This window comes from Fructilactobacillus carniphilus (assembly GCF_024029675.1).
GTDB classification, from domain to species: domain Bacteria; phylum Bacillota; class Bacilli; order Lactobacillales; family Lactobacillaceae; genus Fructilactobacillus; species Fructilactobacillus carniphilus.
In genome coordinates this window covers 214,971-229,931 of record NZ_CP097121.1, presented here as the reverse complement: position 1 = coordinate 229,931, position 14,961 = coordinate 214,971, and the positions used below count along the sequence as shown (strand labels likewise).

Annotated in this window: 15 protein-coding genes; 6 read left to right on the top strand and 9 right to left on the bottom strand. The window is 45.6% G+C overall.

The annotated features are described in order from the left end of the window. Positions 1–54 precede the first annotated feature (54 nt). Both M3M37_RS01185 and M3M37_RS07435 read right to left on the bottom strand, forming a co-directional pair. A complete protein-coding gene (locus M3M37_RS01185) occupies positions 55–321 on the bottom strand; it encodes a phosphocarrier protein HPr (protein ID WP_252766983.1) in 267 nt (88 codons plus the stop codon). Between the two features lie 102 nt (positions 322–423). Next, positions 424–546: a hypothetical protein gene (locus tag M3M37_RS07435; RefSeq protein WP_274705545.1), complete on the bottom strand. Its 123-nt coding sequence runs from the start codon at positions 544–546 to the stop codon at positions 424–426. Positions 547–783: 237 nt separating this feature from the next. Between M3M37_RS07435 and M3M37_RS01180 the strand changes: the two genes are divergently transcribed. Beyond that, on the top strand, positions 784–2,796 hold the full coding sequence (locus tag M3M37_RS01180; RefSeq protein ID WP_252795365.1) for an ATP-dependent Clp protease ATP-binding subunit: 2,013 nt from the start codon (positions 784–786) through the stop codon (positions 2,794–2,796). Positions 2,797–2,902: 106 nt separating this feature from the next. Here the strand turns inward: M3M37_RS01180 and M3M37_RS01175 are convergent, their stop codons facing one another. From M3M37_RS01175 to recX, 4 genes are all read right to left on the bottom strand, one after another. Next, positions 2,903–4,330, bottom strand: coding sequence for a C69 family dipeptidase (locus tag M3M37_RS01175; protein WP_252795364.1), 1,428 nt, complete (start codon positions 4,328–4,330; stop codon positions 2,903–2,905). Positions 4,331–4,349: 19 nt separating this feature from the next. Further along, entirely contained in the window at positions 4,350–5,927 is a 1,578-nt protein-coding gene (locus tag M3M37_RS01170) for a peptide chain release factor 3 (RefSeq protein WP_252795363.1), read from the bottom strand. A 67-nt stretch (positions 5,928–5,994) separates the two neighbouring features. After that, positions 5,995–7,110: an AI-2E family transporter gene (locus M3M37_RS01165; protein ID WP_252795362.1), complete on the bottom strand. Its 1,116-nt coding sequence runs from the start codon at positions 7,108–7,110 to the stop codon at positions 5,995–5,997. 2 nt (positions 7,111–7,112) lie between these two features. Further along, positions 7,113–7,925 carry a recombination regulator RecX gene (recX, locus tag M3M37_RS01160; RefSeq protein ID WP_252795361.1) on the bottom strand — a complete coding sequence of 271 codons (813 nt, stop codon included), beginning with the start codon at positions 7,923–7,925 and terminating at the stop codon, positions 7,113–7,115. Positions 7,926–8,003: 78 nt separating this feature from the next. On the opposite strand from recX, the gene M3M37_RS01155 reads away from it, so the two are divergent. Further along, positions 8,004–8,459: a flavodoxin gene (locus tag M3M37_RS01155; protein ID WP_252795360.1), complete on the top strand. Its 456-nt coding sequence runs from the start codon at positions 8,004–8,006 to the stop codon at positions 8,457–8,459. An 8-nt stretch (positions 8,460–8,467) separates the two neighbouring features. Here the strand turns inward: M3M37_RS01155 and M3M37_RS01150 are convergent, their stop codons facing one another. Next, the gene (locus M3M37_RS01150; protein WP_252795359.1) at positions 8,468–9,373 is read right to left on the bottom strand and encodes a YihY/virulence factor BrkB family protein; all 906 of its coding nucleotides are present in this window, start codon (positions 9,371–9,373) and stop codon (positions 8,468–8,470) included. A 161-nt stretch (positions 9,374–9,534) separates the two neighbouring features. Between M3M37_RS01150 and M3M37_RS01145 the strand changes: the two genes are divergently transcribed. The 4 genes from M3M37_RS01145 to M3M37_RS01130 all read left to right on the top strand — a co-directional run bounded on the left by M3M37_RS01145 (position 9,535) and on the right by M3M37_RS01130 (position 13,110). Then, a complete protein-coding gene (locus tag M3M37_RS01145) occupies positions 9,535–10,473 on the top strand; it encodes a glycosyltransferase family 2 protein (RefSeq protein ID WP_252795358.1) in 939 nt (312 codons plus the stop codon). Then, positions 10,470–10,913: a GtrA family protein gene (locus tag M3M37_RS01140; protein ID WP_252795357.1), complete on the top strand. Its 444-nt coding sequence runs from the start codon at positions 10,470–10,472 to the stop codon at positions 10,911–10,913. The genes M3M37_RS01145 and M3M37_RS01140 overlap by 4 nt, the downstream gene beginning before the upstream one ends. A gap of 43 nt (positions 10,914–10,956) precedes the next feature. Then, positions 10,957–11,769: an AAC(3) family N-acetyltransferase gene (locus tag M3M37_RS01135; protein WP_252795356.1), complete on the top strand. Its 813-nt coding sequence runs from the start codon at positions 10,957–10,959 to the stop codon at positions 11,767–11,769. A 141-nt stretch (positions 11,770–11,910) separates the two neighbouring features. After that, on the top strand, positions 11,911–13,110 hold the full coding sequence (locus M3M37_RS01130; RefSeq protein ID WP_252795355.1) for an arginine deiminase: 1,200 nt from the start codon (positions 11,911–11,913) through the stop codon (positions 13,108–13,110). A 57-nt stretch (positions 13,111–13,167) separates the two neighbouring features. Here M3M37_RS01130 and M3M37_RS01125 read toward each other — a convergent pair whose 3' ends face one another. Both M3M37_RS01125 and M3M37_RS01120 read right to left on the bottom strand, forming a co-directional pair. After that, positions 13,168–13,914, bottom strand: a complete 747-nt coding sequence (locus M3M37_RS01125) for an ABC transporter permease (RefSeq protein WP_252795354.1) — start codon at positions 13,912–13,914, stop codon at positions 13,168–13,170. Between the two features lie 40 nt (positions 13,915–13,954). Then, a complete protein-coding gene (locus M3M37_RS01120; RefSeq protein ID WP_252795353.1) occupies positions 13,955–14,863 on the bottom strand; it encodes a metal ABC transporter ATP-binding protein in 909 nt (302 codons plus the stop codon). Positions 14,864–14,961 lie beyond the last annotated feature (98 nt).

Sequence of the window (14,961 nt, the reverse complement as noted above, 5' to 3'; positions counted from 1 at the left end):
TATGACCCTAAAGAAAAAGAGTTGCCGGAGCAACTCTTGGAACCTCAAAATCGACTATTCGATTAATCCTTCTTCTTTCATGGTTTTAGCGATAGCTTCTAAAGCATCCTTAGCATCGTCACCATCAGCAGTAATGGTAATCACTGCGTTTTGGCCGACCCCAAGTGACATAACTCCCATGATAGACTTCAGGTTCACCGTCTTATCTTCGTATTCTAGCGTAATGTTAGAGTCGAATTTACTAGCGGTTTGCACCAAAAAAGTAGCCGGACGAGCATGAATCCCAGTTTCTGCAGTGATTTTAAATTGACGTTTTTCCATAATAAACGCACCCCTTTGTTAACCATATTTATACTCTAAGAGTACCAATATATCGGTCAAAATACAAGTTTTTGCGCCTTAGCGCAGATTATTAAGCTTTCCTTAATTATCCGCTGCATAGTGGTACACCACCACGCCGTTTTCAAACGCGGTCCCCACTACTCGTTTGCGCGTCGGATAATCCATAAAAGCCTGCTGGAAAACAAAGAACTGATCCGGTTGCACGGTGAGCTCCTGAATGGTTCCGTTTTGCAGCTGTTCTAGTTGTTCTGTAAACGCTTCCTTCGTTGCTTCGATTGGATTCGCTTCCTTTCCGTTTCCTCATTTATTTTACCATAGTTGCTCACCAATTTTCCCAGAGATGTAAATCCTTGAAACCAAACTCGAGGTGAGTATAATAATAAACACAAATAAAAGTCAACAAAGGTCAAAAATGATCATTGATCAAAAGGAGGTTGTACCATGGAAGGACAACAAGGTGCATACGGATTTGGAAATCTTGATGATTTAATTCGCTCCATGCAAGGAAGTAATCAAAACGGGGCTACCGGAACGCAAAGCAGTAACGGTAACAACGGTCAAAAAGGAATTTTAGCAACTTACGGAACTGATTTAACCAAACTCGCACGGGCAGGAAAGTTAGATCCTGTGATTGGCCGGGATGAACAGACAGCCCGGGCCATTGAGGTCTTAAACCGACGTTCTAAGAATAACCCTGTTTTAATTGGAGAAGCGGGAGTCGGAAAAACGGCGATTGTGGAAGGCTTAGCCCAAAAAATTGCCGATGGAACGGTACCGCAGAAATTGCAAAGCAAGCGGATCATTCAGATTGACATGGTTTCGATTATTCAAGGAACCGGAATTAGAGGTCAATTTGAAAAGAAAATGCAACAACTAATTAAAGAGGTCAAAGCTGATCCCAACATTATTCTCTTCATTGATGAAATTCATGAAATCATTGGAGCAGGTAATTCTGAAGGTGGCTTGGATGCCGGTAACGTTTTGAAACCATCCCTAGCCAGAGGTGACTTTCAGTTAATTGGTTCCACCACGCTCAAAGAATACCGCGAAATTGAAAAAGATTCAGCCCTGGCCCGGCGGTTCCAACCAATTATGGTCAACGAACCAAGTCAAGAACAAGCCATTAAGATTTTACGGGGCTTGCAAAAGAACTACGAAGATTACCACCTCGTTCACTACACGGATAAGGCCATCGAAGCAGCCGTGAACCTTTCCAACCGTTACATTCACGATCGGTTCTTACCAGATAAGGCCATCGATTTAATGGACGAAACGGGCTCACGAAAGAACTTAACGCTCAACATCATTGACCCCCAGGCGATTGAAAAAGAGATTGCCCAAGCGGAGAAGCAAAAGGAAGCTGCTCTTCATAAGGAAGATTACGAACAAGCTGCTTTCTACCGCGATCAAGAAAAACAGCTAGAAGCCAAACGGGAGCGGGGGGCGAAAAACTACAACACCAATAACAACACGGTTACGGAAAAAGACATGCAACAAGTGGTCGAAGAAATTACTGACATTCCCGTAGGTGACTTGGAAGACCAAGAAAAAGAACAACTCAAACAGTTAGATCACAACCTAGAGGAGCACGTGATTGGACAAAACCAAGCGGTTTCCCAAGTGGCCAAGGCCATTCAGAGAAACCGAATCGGCTTCAACAAGTCTGGTCGTCCGATTGGATCCTTCCTCTTCGTCGGACCAACCGGAGTCGGAAAGACCGAGTTAGCTAAACAATTAGCCAACCAGCTCTTTGGCTCCAAGGATGCTTTGATTCGGTTTGACATGTCTGAATACCGAGAACCACAATCGGTTGCCAAGTTAATTGGAGCGGCACCGGGTTACGTTGGATACGACGAAGCCGGTCAGCTAACCGAAAAAGTCCGGCGACACCCATACAGCTTGATTCTGTTCGATGAAATTGAAAAAGCTCATCCAGACGTTCTGCACACCTTCTTACAGGTGTTAGATGACGGTCGGTTAACCGATTCGCAAGGTCGGACGGTTTCCTTTAAGGACACGGTCATCATCATGACCAGTAACGCCGGGACCAACGCTGGTTCAAACGTCGGCTTTGGTGCTGAAGCAAGTGGCAAGACTCACTCTGTCTTAGACAAACTGGGTGCTTACTTCAAACCGGAATTCTTGAACCGGTTTGACGGCATCGTTGAGTTTAACCAGTTAAGTCAGAGCAACTTAGTTAAGATTGTGGACCTCATGTTAGATGACATGAACCAGAACCTGCAAGACGCTGGTATTAACGTGGCGGTTACCCAACCTGCTAAGCAAAAATTAGTGGAATTAGGTTACGATCCAGCCATGGGAGCACGGCCATTACGGCGGGTCATTCAAGAACAAATTGAAGACCCAACGGCGGGATACCTCTTAGACCACCCAGACACCAAGAAATTGGTAGCCGATGTTGAGGACGATCAAATTCACGTTGCCGCTCAATAATGACCGCAAAACCCGCAGCTCTGATGAGTTACGGGTTTTTTTGTGGTTAAAATTTCAATCTAAGCGCACCAAAAAAGGCTTCAGCTGCTAGCTGAAGCCTTTGTGCTTACAAATTTTTATCCATGTCATAGGTTAACTTCGATAGGGTTAAGCCCTTAGACATCAGGGTGTTCATAAACTCGTGCACCCGATCGCGCATTTCGTTTGTTAAACTCTGATTTTGTTTTTCCAAGAAAGTCGGAACTTCCGCTTCTTCCAGGTGCCGGGCTTGGTAGATGGTGTTTTCCAAGTGGGTTAAGAACATCTGGTTGGCTTCTGTCTTAAAATCCCGGGCCATTTGGATAAACTGCGGATAATGTGATTCTACAATCATCGACAGTTTCCGGTACATCCAGTACGCACTTTGATCATCCATCGTTAACGGCGTAGTTTCGTAGGTTGCTGGGGTGTGCTCAACGTTTGCAAAGAACGGCACATACGGACTAAAGGCCGGTACTCCAAAGTTTAGCCACATAATTGCCGCCCACTGCGGATTCTCGGCGTCATTACGGAATTGCAACACGTGTGAATTTTGCGTCCGGTTCATGGAGACCGGCCGGAACTTCGTCTTTAATTCCTTGGGTCCATTGCCTAACGGATCATAGTCTGTTTCGTTGTAATGGGAACTTAAGATGCTTTCCACGTCCATCACCGTGATTTTCCGACTGGACTTGCGCAAGAATGGTAAATCGTTAGACACCGGTGACTGTTCTACCTCAGGATTAAGAATCTTTTGTCCGTACCAAACCCGAGGCGTGTTGTAGTGGCGGTCCTTTTCGTTGCAAGTCCCAAAGATTCTGCGGAAATTAAAACCGTCGTCCACCGTTGGATTTAAATGGTACTTCTCGACAAATTCTTGAATTCCGTCTGAATACATGAATTGACCTGAATCATCAAAGTCAACCTCTTGAATGGCAACTTGGTTGGCAACCACGGCGTAGCAATCATCAGGAATCCGTTCAGCCACCCAGTGGTGTCCCGTTACGATTTCCATGTACCACACGTCATTGGCATCTGCAAATAGCACCCCGTTTCCTTCGGGAGAGCCATATTGCTTAATCAGGTTACCGAGGTATTCTACCCCTTCGCGCGCGGAATTAATGTAAGGTAATACCACTGATTGGAGGGAATCTTCGGCGATTCCATTCGGAACCCATGGATCGTGTGACAATGCCCGGGGATTCCCATAGACACTTTCGGTAGCACTCATCGCCACGTTTTTTTCGTTAAATCCGCTTTCAGCAAACACGCCGGCGTGCTCCACGTCTGCATTGGGCGTCGCTAAATACCGATATCCATCCGTGGGCAACCCCATCCTAAAATCATTTTGGTTAGATTGCCAGGTCTTGTTTGATTGGTGGTACGCTGGCACGACCGTAAATCGTTGGGGTGTCAGGGGTAAAAACGTATCATCGTTTCGTGCAATCATGGTAGATCCGTCCACACTGGCATTCTTCCCGACCATCACACTGGTACATGCTGATAAATGTTTCATGATAAAACCCCTCCGTTGCTTATAACTTCGCCGTTAACTTCACATCCGGATACTTACTTTGGAACCAGCGTTCCGCAAATTGATTTTCAAAGAGGAATAGCGGATCTCCCTGCAAGTCCTTCACCAAAATGTTTCGTGAAGAAGACATCTTTTCATCCAGTTGATCTGGATCAATCCAACACGCAATCTTATGTCCCATTGGTTCCATTAAGACGTCCGAGTTGTACTCGTTTTGCATCCGGAACTGAAAGACATCAAACTGCAGTTGTCCCACGGCCCCTAAAATGTATTGACCGGTATCGTAGGTGGTATAGAGTTGAATGGCTCCTTCCTGAACCAACTGTTGAATTCCCTTGTGAAAGGACTTCTGTTTCATTACGTTCTTGGGAGAAACCCGCATGAAGAGTTCCGGGGTAAACTGTGGCAACTTTTCAAACTGCAATGCCTGTTTTCCGGTGTAAATCGTATCTCCAATTTGAAAGTTTCCGGTATCGTACAACCCAATGATATCACCAGCAACCGCAGTCTGCACGTTTTCACGCGTGTTCGCCATAAATTCGGTCACATTCGAGAGTCGAATCGCTTTTTGGGTCCGATTTAAGGTCACGTCCATCCCTCGAGTAAATTCACCCGAACAAATCCGAACAAACGCAATCCGATCCCGGTGTTGCGGATTCATGTTGGCCTGAATCTTAAAGGCAAAGCCTGAAAATTCATCGGCCGTAGGTTCCACCTTGGTCCCATCAGTCGTCCGGTGAGGTCCAGGAGCCGGGGCTAACTTCAGGTACGCATCTAAAAAGGTTTGCACCCCAAAGTTCACTAAGGCCGAACCAAAGAAGACCGGTGTTTGGTCCCCATGTGCAATTTTTTCTGGATCAAACTGGTTCCCCGCTTCAGAAATCAAGTCCATCTCATCTTTGGCTTCTTGATAAATGTCGTCGCCCGCTAAATCATTGGGTTCCGTAATTTCACCGTCGTCGTTGAGTGGTAAGAACGTCCGCCCGTCTGATTCCGGTTGGAATTTTTCAATTCGGTGGTTGTAACGGTCATACAGACCCTTGAAAATTCGCCCTGATCCGATTGGCCAGTTCATCGGATATGCTTCAATGCCCAGTACGTCTTCGAGTTGATCCACCAGTTCCATCGGTGGTCGGCTATCCCGGTCCAACTTGTTCATAAAGGTAAAGATGGGAATCCCCCGCATCTTACAAATTTGAAAGAGTTTCTTGGTCTGGGGCTCAATCCCCTTGGCGGCGTCAATCACCATCACGGCTGAATCAACGGCCATCAGAGTTCGGTAGGTATCTTCCGAAAAATCTTCGTGTCCGGGTGTATCCAAAATGTTAACTCGCTTACCCGCATAATCAAACTGCATCACCGAACTTGTCACGGAAATCCCCCGTTTTTGTTCAATTTCCATCCAATCCGATTTGGCAAAGTTCCCACTCTTCTTGGCCTTAACGGTTCCGGCTTCCCGGACGATTCCTCCAAACAGGAGTAACTGCTCGGTAATCGTGGTTTTCCCAGCATCCGGGTGCGAAATAATTGCAAAGGTCCGACGCTTATCTACCTCTGCCTGTAACTGTTGTTTTTGCATCTTTTCCTCCTGTTACAATGATCTTCTAGTCAACTAGCAAAAAAATCCGGAAATCCGGATTTTTTGGTTAATGTTCATCATGTTGTAATTGCCAAATGTGATAAAAGAAGCCAATCACGACTTTGACGATGGCATAAATTGGAATTGCCAAAATCATTCCTAACAGTCCGGCAATGTTTCCGGCCGCTAACAGGATAATAATGATGGTTAACGGATGAATGTTCAAACTCTTCCCAATCACATTCGGGTATACGAAGTTTCCATCAACTTGTTGCACGATGATCACCACCACAATCGTCCAGATGGCTTGCACTGGACTCACCGTAATGGCCACCAAAAGCGCTGGTAAAATCCCAATGTAGGGACCCACGTATGGAATCAGGTTACAAAATCCCGCAAACACTCCGAGAAGCAGGGCATATTTTTGACCGATTAGAAAATAACCAATCGAAGTAAACGTTCCCACAAATAGACATTCAATCACCTGACCACCAATGTAGTGGGAAAGGGTTTGGTTCATTTTTCTTAATAAAATCCGGGTTTGTTTGCGGTGTCTGTCGGACAGACCGGGTAACATCTTTTCAAGGCTAGGCACTAATTTATCCCCATCCTTAAGCATGTAGAACAAAATAATTGGTGCCGTAATGATGGTTACGACCACGCTGGCAGCCATTGAAATAATATTCCCAGCACTAGACGACAAATGGGCTAGTAACGTTTTGAGATAAGCAGAGTACTCACTCTGAACCTTAGCAATAATTGGATCCCAGTTAATGTTCTTTAAAAAGCCATGCTTCGTTAGTTTAGTTAAAGATTCCTCTTGGTGGGCGGCAAACTGGGGCATGTTGCTAGCCATGTTTGCAATTTGCGACACTAGCCGAGGAATAAAAGAAACCAACAAGAAAACAATCAATCCCAATAGAACCACAAAAATAATGGCAGTCCCTCCCGAACGACTAATCCGTTTGGTTTTAGTAATCGGAACCTTCATCAAAAGTTCCAAAATTGGGTTTAACATGTAGTACAAAAAGCCCGCGATTAATAACGGAGCGAAGATGGTCGAAATAAAAATCCCAATGGGTCGAAAAATAAAATCAATTTTGGTACAACCATAAATAATGGCGACCACCAGAAGGACTTCGAGCGTCCAAAATAGTAGTCGGTTGCCTTTCACGTTTTTCATTGCTACTCCTCTATGTTATCTAAAAATTGGTCAATGTCAGCGAAGGAAAAACCCTGCCGCATGAGTGCTTGCTTGACCTTTTGCACTCTTTGAAACCGTTCAGCTCCGCGATAACGATGCCAGGCCTTGTTTCCCGCCTTTTCCAATAACGCAGTTTGTTCAGTCTCATCCACCGTATCGTCTAGTTCAGTAATAGCTTCGTCAATCGTTGCAAAGGAAAACCCCTTCCGGACTAAACTCAACTTGGTCTTCTCAATTCTTTTATTATATGGGTAACGTGCATACTGGTCAAACGCTTTTTGCGCCAATGGCCGTGCGTTTGTTGCCGCTCGGTCCTCCGCATAAAACTGGGCCACCATCGTTTGCGCTAAATCTTCACTAATTCCCTTTTGCATTAGGTAGCGAACGGCTGCGGTTGGCCCTTTCTTGCCTGCTAAAGCTGCTTGCTGCACGTAACGTTGGGCGTACTGCTGGTCATTAATAAGGTCTAGTTGTTGCAGGTGCGTTAAAACGGCCTCAACTTGATCCGCATCCTCAGACAACCCCTGTAATTTGGTACGGACTTCTGCTTCCGTACGACTCTGATACGAAATGAAGTCAACGGCCTTGGCAAACAGTTTTGACTGTTGATCTGCTGCCTGAATCGTTTGTACCAACGCCTTTGTCAGCGTTTGTGCCTTAAAGAGATGGTACTGAATTAAGACCTCCTCACTCACGGGAAAGGCGTATTCACCGTCTAGGTAAATGTTATAGCGACCCGGGCGTTGCTGGGCTTCCACCTTGGTCACTTTGTGTAACTGGCTTTGTTCGGCCATCAGATCGCGTCCTTTCTAAAATTCACAATCACGAACGGTTCTGCTATACTAAAAAGAAAAATCGAAGGAAGTGCCTCAATGACTAAAGCACACGTGGTTTTTGCAACCATCACCGGGAACAACGAAGACATTGCAGACATTGTGACCGAGGGCTTAGAAGACCTAGGTATCGTGGTGCAAGAAACCGAAATTTCACAAACGGATGCCGCGGAACTGCAAGATGCAGACATCGTGGTTATCTGTCCCTATACTTATGATGAAGGAAATCTCCCCGAAGAAGGGCTAGATTTCTTCGATGATCTTGCTGATCTTGATCTTAGCGGGAAAACGTTTGGCGTTGCTGGTTCTGGGGATGTTTTCTATCAAGAATTTTACAACGTCGCTGTTGATAAGTTTGCAGATGCCCTCAAAAATACGGGGGCTAAGCAAGGCGCTCCCAACGTCAAAATTAACCTTGATCCTGACGAAGCTGACATCGAAACGTTGGATCAGTTTTCCCAAACGCTCGTGGATAATGCCCATCAACAAGGTTAACTCCTTTTTCATTTGCCCTGCCGGTTTCGGTGCGGGCTTTTTTCATAGAGCGCTTTTAAGGATGTTTGGGCCATTGATTCTGGCAACGATCCACCAAAGTACTCCTGCAGACTCGCATTGACCACCGCTCCAAACAAAAGAATTGTGCCAGTAAAGTTAAGCCATAGCATCAAGACCATCACGGTTCCTAAAGTTTTGTAGGCCGAAATGTTATGGAAAAAGGAACTAATGATTAACGAAAAGACTTGGGTCAACGCCAACAGGCCGATTAAGGCCACAATGGCACCCCACACCGTATACTTGAGCTTTGTTTCCACACTAGGAACGAAGTAGTACAACAAGGTTAAAATAACGATTGAAATCCCTAAAGTTACTGGAAGCCGTGCGGCGTTCAGCAGATTAATGATACTCATGGGTACGTGCAAATCATGGTGAGCAAAGTTCAAGAGTACGCGTCCAAATCCCATTAACACAATCAACACAAATAATAGGACGACCAGTAACAACATCCAGATAAAGGAAGTCAACCGATTCATCAGTGTACTTTGTTCCGTTACCCCATAAATCCGGTTAATGGTCCGTTGAAAGGCCGCCATTGAACTACTAGCCGACCAGATCACAATGATAATCCCAATTGACAGAATACTCCCTCCGTCGCCGGTAAAGATCGATTTTGCAATCGGGGCGATTCCCTGATAAATCGAGTCTGGAACTGCAGACTGAATCAACGCTAGGACGTGATTAACGTTCGAGTTCGTCAGCCGAATAATTCCCCCAACAATGATTAAAATCGGGAACAGTGAGAACAAAACGTAGTAAGCAAAGACAACGGCCGAATCAGACACGTTTCCAAGCGTATAGCGTTTCAAAAGAATCTTTAAAAACTGAATGAGACGTTGTTTCCGGGTTGCCATTGAGGGTCCTCCCTTATGGTTAATTAGTTAAAAATTAATTAAACAATTAAGTACCATTGTAGCAGAAATTCACATTCCGCATTAACTTAATTAATGCTAGAATGAAATAAGTATTTTATCCTTTTCAATCATCGTTTGAAGAGTATCAAGGAGGAACTAATTTGGAAACAATCAGTTTGATTGTCCCTTGTTATAACGAACAAGCATCAATTCAACTATTTTTTGAAACGGTGGAAAAAGTTTTTCACCAAATGAACGCCGAAACCAAGCAATATCAACCGGACTATCTCTTCATTAATGATGGTTCGAGTGATGATACCATCAAAATCATTCGCGAACTGCACAAAGCTCACCCTGATACCGTCCACTTCATCTCCTTTTCCCGTAACTTTGGAAAGGAAGCGGCAATGGCGGCCGGCTTAAGAAACGCCAAGGGTGATTACGTCGCCCTAATGGATGTCGACTTACAGGATCCGCCGGAATTGTTACCAGAGATGTTGCACATCATTAATACTGAACCGTACGACTGTGTGGGTTGTATCCAGACCAGTCGGAAACAAAACCCCATCCGGGCCTTTTTATCCGCTAGTTTTTACAAAGTCATCGACAGTTTATCTGACGTTAAAATCAAACCCAACGTCCGGGACTATCGTTTAATGACCCGACGCTACGTTCAAGCCGTGAACGAGCTAACCGAATATAACCGGTTTTCAAAAGGAATCTTTAGTTGGGTCGGGTTCCAGACCAAGTACATTAAGTATCAAGGTCGGGAACGGGCCGCTGGTGAAACGCACTGGTCCATGTTCCAACTATTCGAATACTCCATTGAAGGCATCGTGGACTTTTCGGATGCCCCGTTACGGATTGCAACCTTTGTTGGTGGCTTTTCCTGCTTCTTAGCTATGATTGGCATCCTGATTGTCGTCGTGCGGGCCCTCTTCTTCGGAGATGCGGTCGCCGGCTGGCCGTCTCTCGTTTCCATCATCCTGTTAATGGGTGGAATCCAACTCTTTTGTTTAGGAATCGTCGGCAAATACATCGGCAAAATCTACTTAGAAGCTAAACACCGGCCGCAATACATTATCGAGGAGCAAGAATGATTGAAAAAGTAATGCAGCTTTACCGGAATCACAAGGATGTTATCCCCTATTTATTCTGGGGGGTAGCGGCCACGGTCGTAAACCTGGTAAGCTTTTATCTTTTGGATAAATACACTAGTTTAAACTACGTCATTAACTACTCCGTGGCGTGGGTCATTACCGTGTTATTTGCGTTTTATACCAATAAATACTTTGTTTTTCACAACCAACATCACTCCACTAAAGAGTTTTGGTACCAAATGGCCACCTTTTTTGCCGGCCGTTTTTTAACCTTCATCATCGGAGCGGGAATCTTAATGTTTGGAGTTAGCGTTCTGAAGTTTGATTCCAGCCTAGGAAAAAACCTAGTCAACGTGGTCCAAAACATCGTGGTGATTATTCTCAATTACTTTTGGGCTATTTTGGTTTCCTTTCGCAAGAAAGAAGAACAGTCCCACTAAGTCACTTACCATTGCTTAACCATTACAGCAGATGGGAGCTATCATGCCAGAGACAATTAAATCCGAAATCAACGGTCGCCCAATTGTCACCAAGTCATCGCTCGTTCAACTATGGCAACGCCTAGGGATCCAAACGGGAGACACGGTCATCGTCCATTCCTCACTCAAGTCACTGGGCTTTGTAATTGGAGGTCCGGAAGCGGTCATTCAATCGTTGCTGGAGACTGTGGGTTCAACGGGCACGCTAATGCTACCGACCCAATCCGTGGAGCTTAGCGACCCGGGAACCTGGGAATATCCCCCAGCTGATCCAGCTGATTGGCAATTTATTCGGGACAATCAAATTCCGTACAATCCGCTCACGACTCCGGTTTCTAAAGGGCTTGGCATTATCCCCGAGACCTTTCGCAAGTATCCGGGGGTGGTGCGTACTAATCACCCGCTTTATTCGTTCGCCATTTACGGTGCACGACAGGCAGAGTTGGCTCACCACGGTTTTGACTATGGCTTAGGTCCAGATTCACCACTAGGAACCCTCTTTTCTAAACAGGTGCCTGCCAAAATTCTCATGATTGGGACGAACTTTGAAACCAATACCTCCATTCATTTGGCTGAATATTGGTTACACCGTCCAACCGTGACTCAGCTAGTTAATGTCTTAGAGGACGGTCACAAGGTTACCAAACAATACAAAGATATTGATATGGATCTCTACGATGATTTTTTAGAAATTCAGTCCGAATACCAAGCCCAGTCCCCCTATCAATCCGAACCAATTTACCAGGGAGATGCGGAGGTTTATGATTTTCGAACCGTCGTAGAAACGGCTTATCGGCATTTTCAAACAAAGGAATAGTGGTATTAATGCAAAAAGCAGATTACAATTAGTAATCTGCTTTTTTTGATGTAATCTAACCTCACATTAAACCTAGGTTCTCGTGGTTAAACGCAGTATGCTAAAAATGATTTGTGTCACCAATTACCTAGGAGGATTCCCATGCCCAACCACTTACAGGTTAACTCAGAAATTGGCACCCTACGAGAGGTGCTGGTTCATCGTCCCGGACCGGAGTTAGAAAACATTACACCGGATACCATGAAAGACTTACTTTTCGACGACGTGCCCTTTTTAAAAATTGCGCAGCAGGAACACGATCAGTTCACCGCGCTATTAAAACAACATCACGTTAAGCCCGTCTACATCGAACGCTTACTAAAGGAAATCCTTCGCAATGAGGCCGTAAAAACTGGCTTTATCCAAGATTATCTGGCTCAATTTGCACTCGATCCCGTTCAAATTCAAGCAACTGCTGCTTATCTACAAACATTACCAGCTGCGGAGTTAGCCACAACCGTCTACGCCGGCTTACGGAGTGAAACAGTCGAACTGCCGGAAGACTACCACCAACCATTCGTCTTGCCTCCCCTCCCGAACGCTTATTTTACCCGGGATCCGCAGGCCACCCTCGGCAACGGATTTACCATTAATCCGATGACCTTTGCGGCCCGAAAACCAGAATCCTTCATCTTCTCCTGGATTGTCGACCATCATCCGCGCTTTCACGATACTCCTACCTGGTTACAACCTACCCTTCCGACCCACTTAGAAGGTGGTGACGAACTAGTGCTCAATCAGCACACTCTGGCACTTGGGATTTCAGAAAGAACCACTAGCGAAGCGGCGCTTACTCTGGCGGAGCATCTCTTTAACGATCCAGCATCAACATTTGAAACAGTCATTGCCATACACATCCCCCACAATCACGCTATGATGCATCTGGATACCGTGTTTACGATGGTTAATCGCGATCAATTTACCATTTTCCCTGGTATTATGGACCAGGATTATCAATTAAACATTGAAATCTTGCGTCCCAACGGGAAAGAAGGCGTAAAAATTAAACAGGCGCATCATTTACAACCGGTCTTAAAGGAAGCCCTTGGGCTCAGTGAAATCGACCTGATTGAAACTGGCGGTGGTGACGCAATCATTGCACCACGGGAACAGTGGAACGACGGGTCAAATAACCTGGCAATTGCTCCCGGCGAGGTCATCACCTATGACCGGAACTACCGCTCCATTCAATTGATGCGGTCGCACGGATTGACCGTCCACGAAATCCCCTCTTCGGAACTAGCTCGCGGTCGCGGTGGTGCTCGTTGTATGTCACAGCCGTTGTGGCGAGATGAGCTTTAACCATTTAATCCCAAGCAAATTAAAACAACCACCCGCAAATGCGAGTGGTTGTTTTGGTTAGTGTTCCTGTAGAGTTAACGGTAGATGCTTTAAAATCACCGTCGCCAGTATCAGCATCAAAACGGTGGGTAGTAATCCCACTAATAACACCGCTAAATCAAAATTACCGTACGCCACCGAGCGTAACGCCCGGAGCTGATACGTTAACGGATTAAGATTAGCTAATAGCCGTAGATAAGCGGGTCCATGCCCGTCCACGTAAAACGACGGCGCTGTGAAGGCAATCGGAGAAAATACCAGTTGCATCACCACGTCCCGCTGTTGATAGTTCTTAAACCACGCACTGCAAATAATTCCTAACGAACTCCAAAACAACAAAAAGAAGGATCCGACGAGGATTGCCATGCTAAAATCAGCGAGCTTAATTCCAATTCCAATGGCAAGCGCTAATAACGTTAAGATAGCGCACTGGTAAAAGTAGCCTAGAATGGGAAAAATGCTCATCCCCATAATGTAATAACCGGGACGGACTCCACTCATAAACTTAACCGCCAGCAAGCCAAATTGTTTGTCCACGGTGCTCCGGTAAATCGCCTGTGACATCTGTGTCATCATGATTAAGCCAATGACTCCCATCACAGCATACATTGCGTACGAAATTCGGTGCCCGGCATACTGAACGGAACCAGTCGTTGCCGAAATCCCCATCACCAAAAAGGCAAAATACAGAATGGGTTGCATCGTCATGGACACCAACAGACCTAAGTTACTGCGAAAGGCTTGAATCTCGTTGAGAACCACCACTAGTAATCCCCGTAGTTCCAAGGATTGGCGGCGAAATTAACTAGGATTCATCAGCGGCCTCCTCCCGTTTGAACTGGAGATACCGGGTACGCAGATTTGGTTGAATGGTTTCGATTTTGTCGACTGCTAACTGGTGATCCGTTAGAAATTGCAACAGCTCCAGTAACTCACCTTGTGATACCGTAATCGTGCCATCCGAAGTAACCTGATATCCCGCTTGGGGTAGCATTCTCGAAGCATTTTCATTTGCTATCGTGACCTGCACAGTAGATGCAGTCTTACCGTTATTGATGAACGTGGCTAACGAACCTTGGTATTGAACTTGGCCCTGATCCAGCAAAATCAGCTGATTGGCGTATGCTTCCACGCTGGTTAAATCGTGACTAGCAATTAACACCAATGCGCCGGCTTCAGCACGAGCGTGCAAGTAAGTAAATAACTTTTCAATCGTTTCCACGTCCAGCCCCGTGGTCGGTTCGTCCAGCAAATAAATGGCTGGTTGCTTGGCCAATTCGCGAGCTAACTGAACCCGTTGCTGCTGACCACCCGAAATGTGATCCATGGCTGCCTTTTGCAACCGTTCAATTCCTAGTAGTCGCAAACTAGCCTGCACGTTCTTCCGACTAGTCTTCCAGGATTGGCCTGCTAAAAGTGGTCCAAGGCGCACGTTATCGCGGACCCGCGTGTACCAATCGACTAACGGAAACTGCGGACAAAAACCAATTTGTCCAAAGACTGGTTGCTTAGCATCTGTAACTGTCATTCGGACTCTGCCCGAGAGCGGTTTTAGCACTCCCACCATGATCTTCATGAGGGTTGATTTACCGGCTCCATTAGAACCGACAAGAGCGTAAAAATTTCCGCCGGTCAACGTTAAATCCACGTCGCGTAACACCACCTGGGTGGCAGAATAACCCAGCCGTGGTGTGTGTAATTCAATTTTTGGCATCAAAAAGTCCCTTTCTCAATTAAATCAATCATTTTCATTAGTTTGATTTAAAATGGGACTGATTTTGCTGACATAATCAGCAATGTTTAGTTTTAATT

Excerpts from the sequence above, each read along its gene's own strand:
- M3M37_RS01130 (WP_252795355.1), top strand. The coding sequence starts at position 11,911 with ATGCCCAACCACTTACAGGTTAACTCAGAAATTGGCACCCTACGAGAG.
- M3M37_RS01140 (WP_252795357.1), top strand. The coding sequence starts at position 10,470 with ATGATTGAAAAAGTAATGCAGCTTTACCGGAATCACAAGGATGTTATC.
- M3M37_RS01135 (WP_252795356.1), top strand. The coding sequence starts at position 10,957 with ATGCCAGAGACAATTAAATCCGAAATCAACGGTCGCCCAATTGTCACC.
- M3M37_RS01155 (WP_252795360.1), top strand. The coding sequence starts at position 8,004 with ATGACTAAAGCACACGTGGTTTTTGCAACCATCACCGGGAACAACGAA.
- M3M37_RS01120 (WP_252795353.1), bottom strand. The coding sequence starts at position 14,863 with ATGCCAAAAATTGAATTACACACACCACGGCTGGGTTATTCTGCCACC.
- M3M37_RS01175 (WP_252795364.1), bottom strand. The coding sequence starts at position 4,330 with ATGAAACATTTATCAGCATGTACCAGTGTGATGGTCGGGAAGAATGCC.
- M3M37_RS01165 (WP_252795362.1), bottom strand. The coding sequence starts at position 7,110 with ATGAAAAACGTGAAAGGCAACCGACTACTATTTTGGACGCTCGAAGTC.
- M3M37_RS01185 (WP_252766983.1), bottom strand. The coding sequence starts at position 321 with ATGGAAAAACGTCAATTTAAAATCACTGCAGAAACTGGGATTCATGCT.
- recX (WP_252795361.1), bottom strand. The coding sequence starts at position 7,925 with ATGGCCGAACAAAGCCAGTTACACAAAGTGACCAAGGTGGAAGCCCAG.
- M3M37_RS01170 (WP_252795363.1), bottom strand. The coding sequence starts at position 5,927 with ATGCAAAAACAACAGTTACAGGCAGAGGTAGATAAGCGTCGGACCTTT.
- M3M37_RS01180 (WP_252795365.1), top strand. The coding sequence starts at position 784 with ATGGAAGGACAACAAGGTGCATACGGATTTGGAAATCTTGATGATTTA.
- M3M37_RS01150 (WP_252795359.1), bottom strand. The coding sequence starts at position 9,373 with ATGGCAACCCGGAAACAACGTCTCATTCAGTTTTTAAAGATTCTTTTG.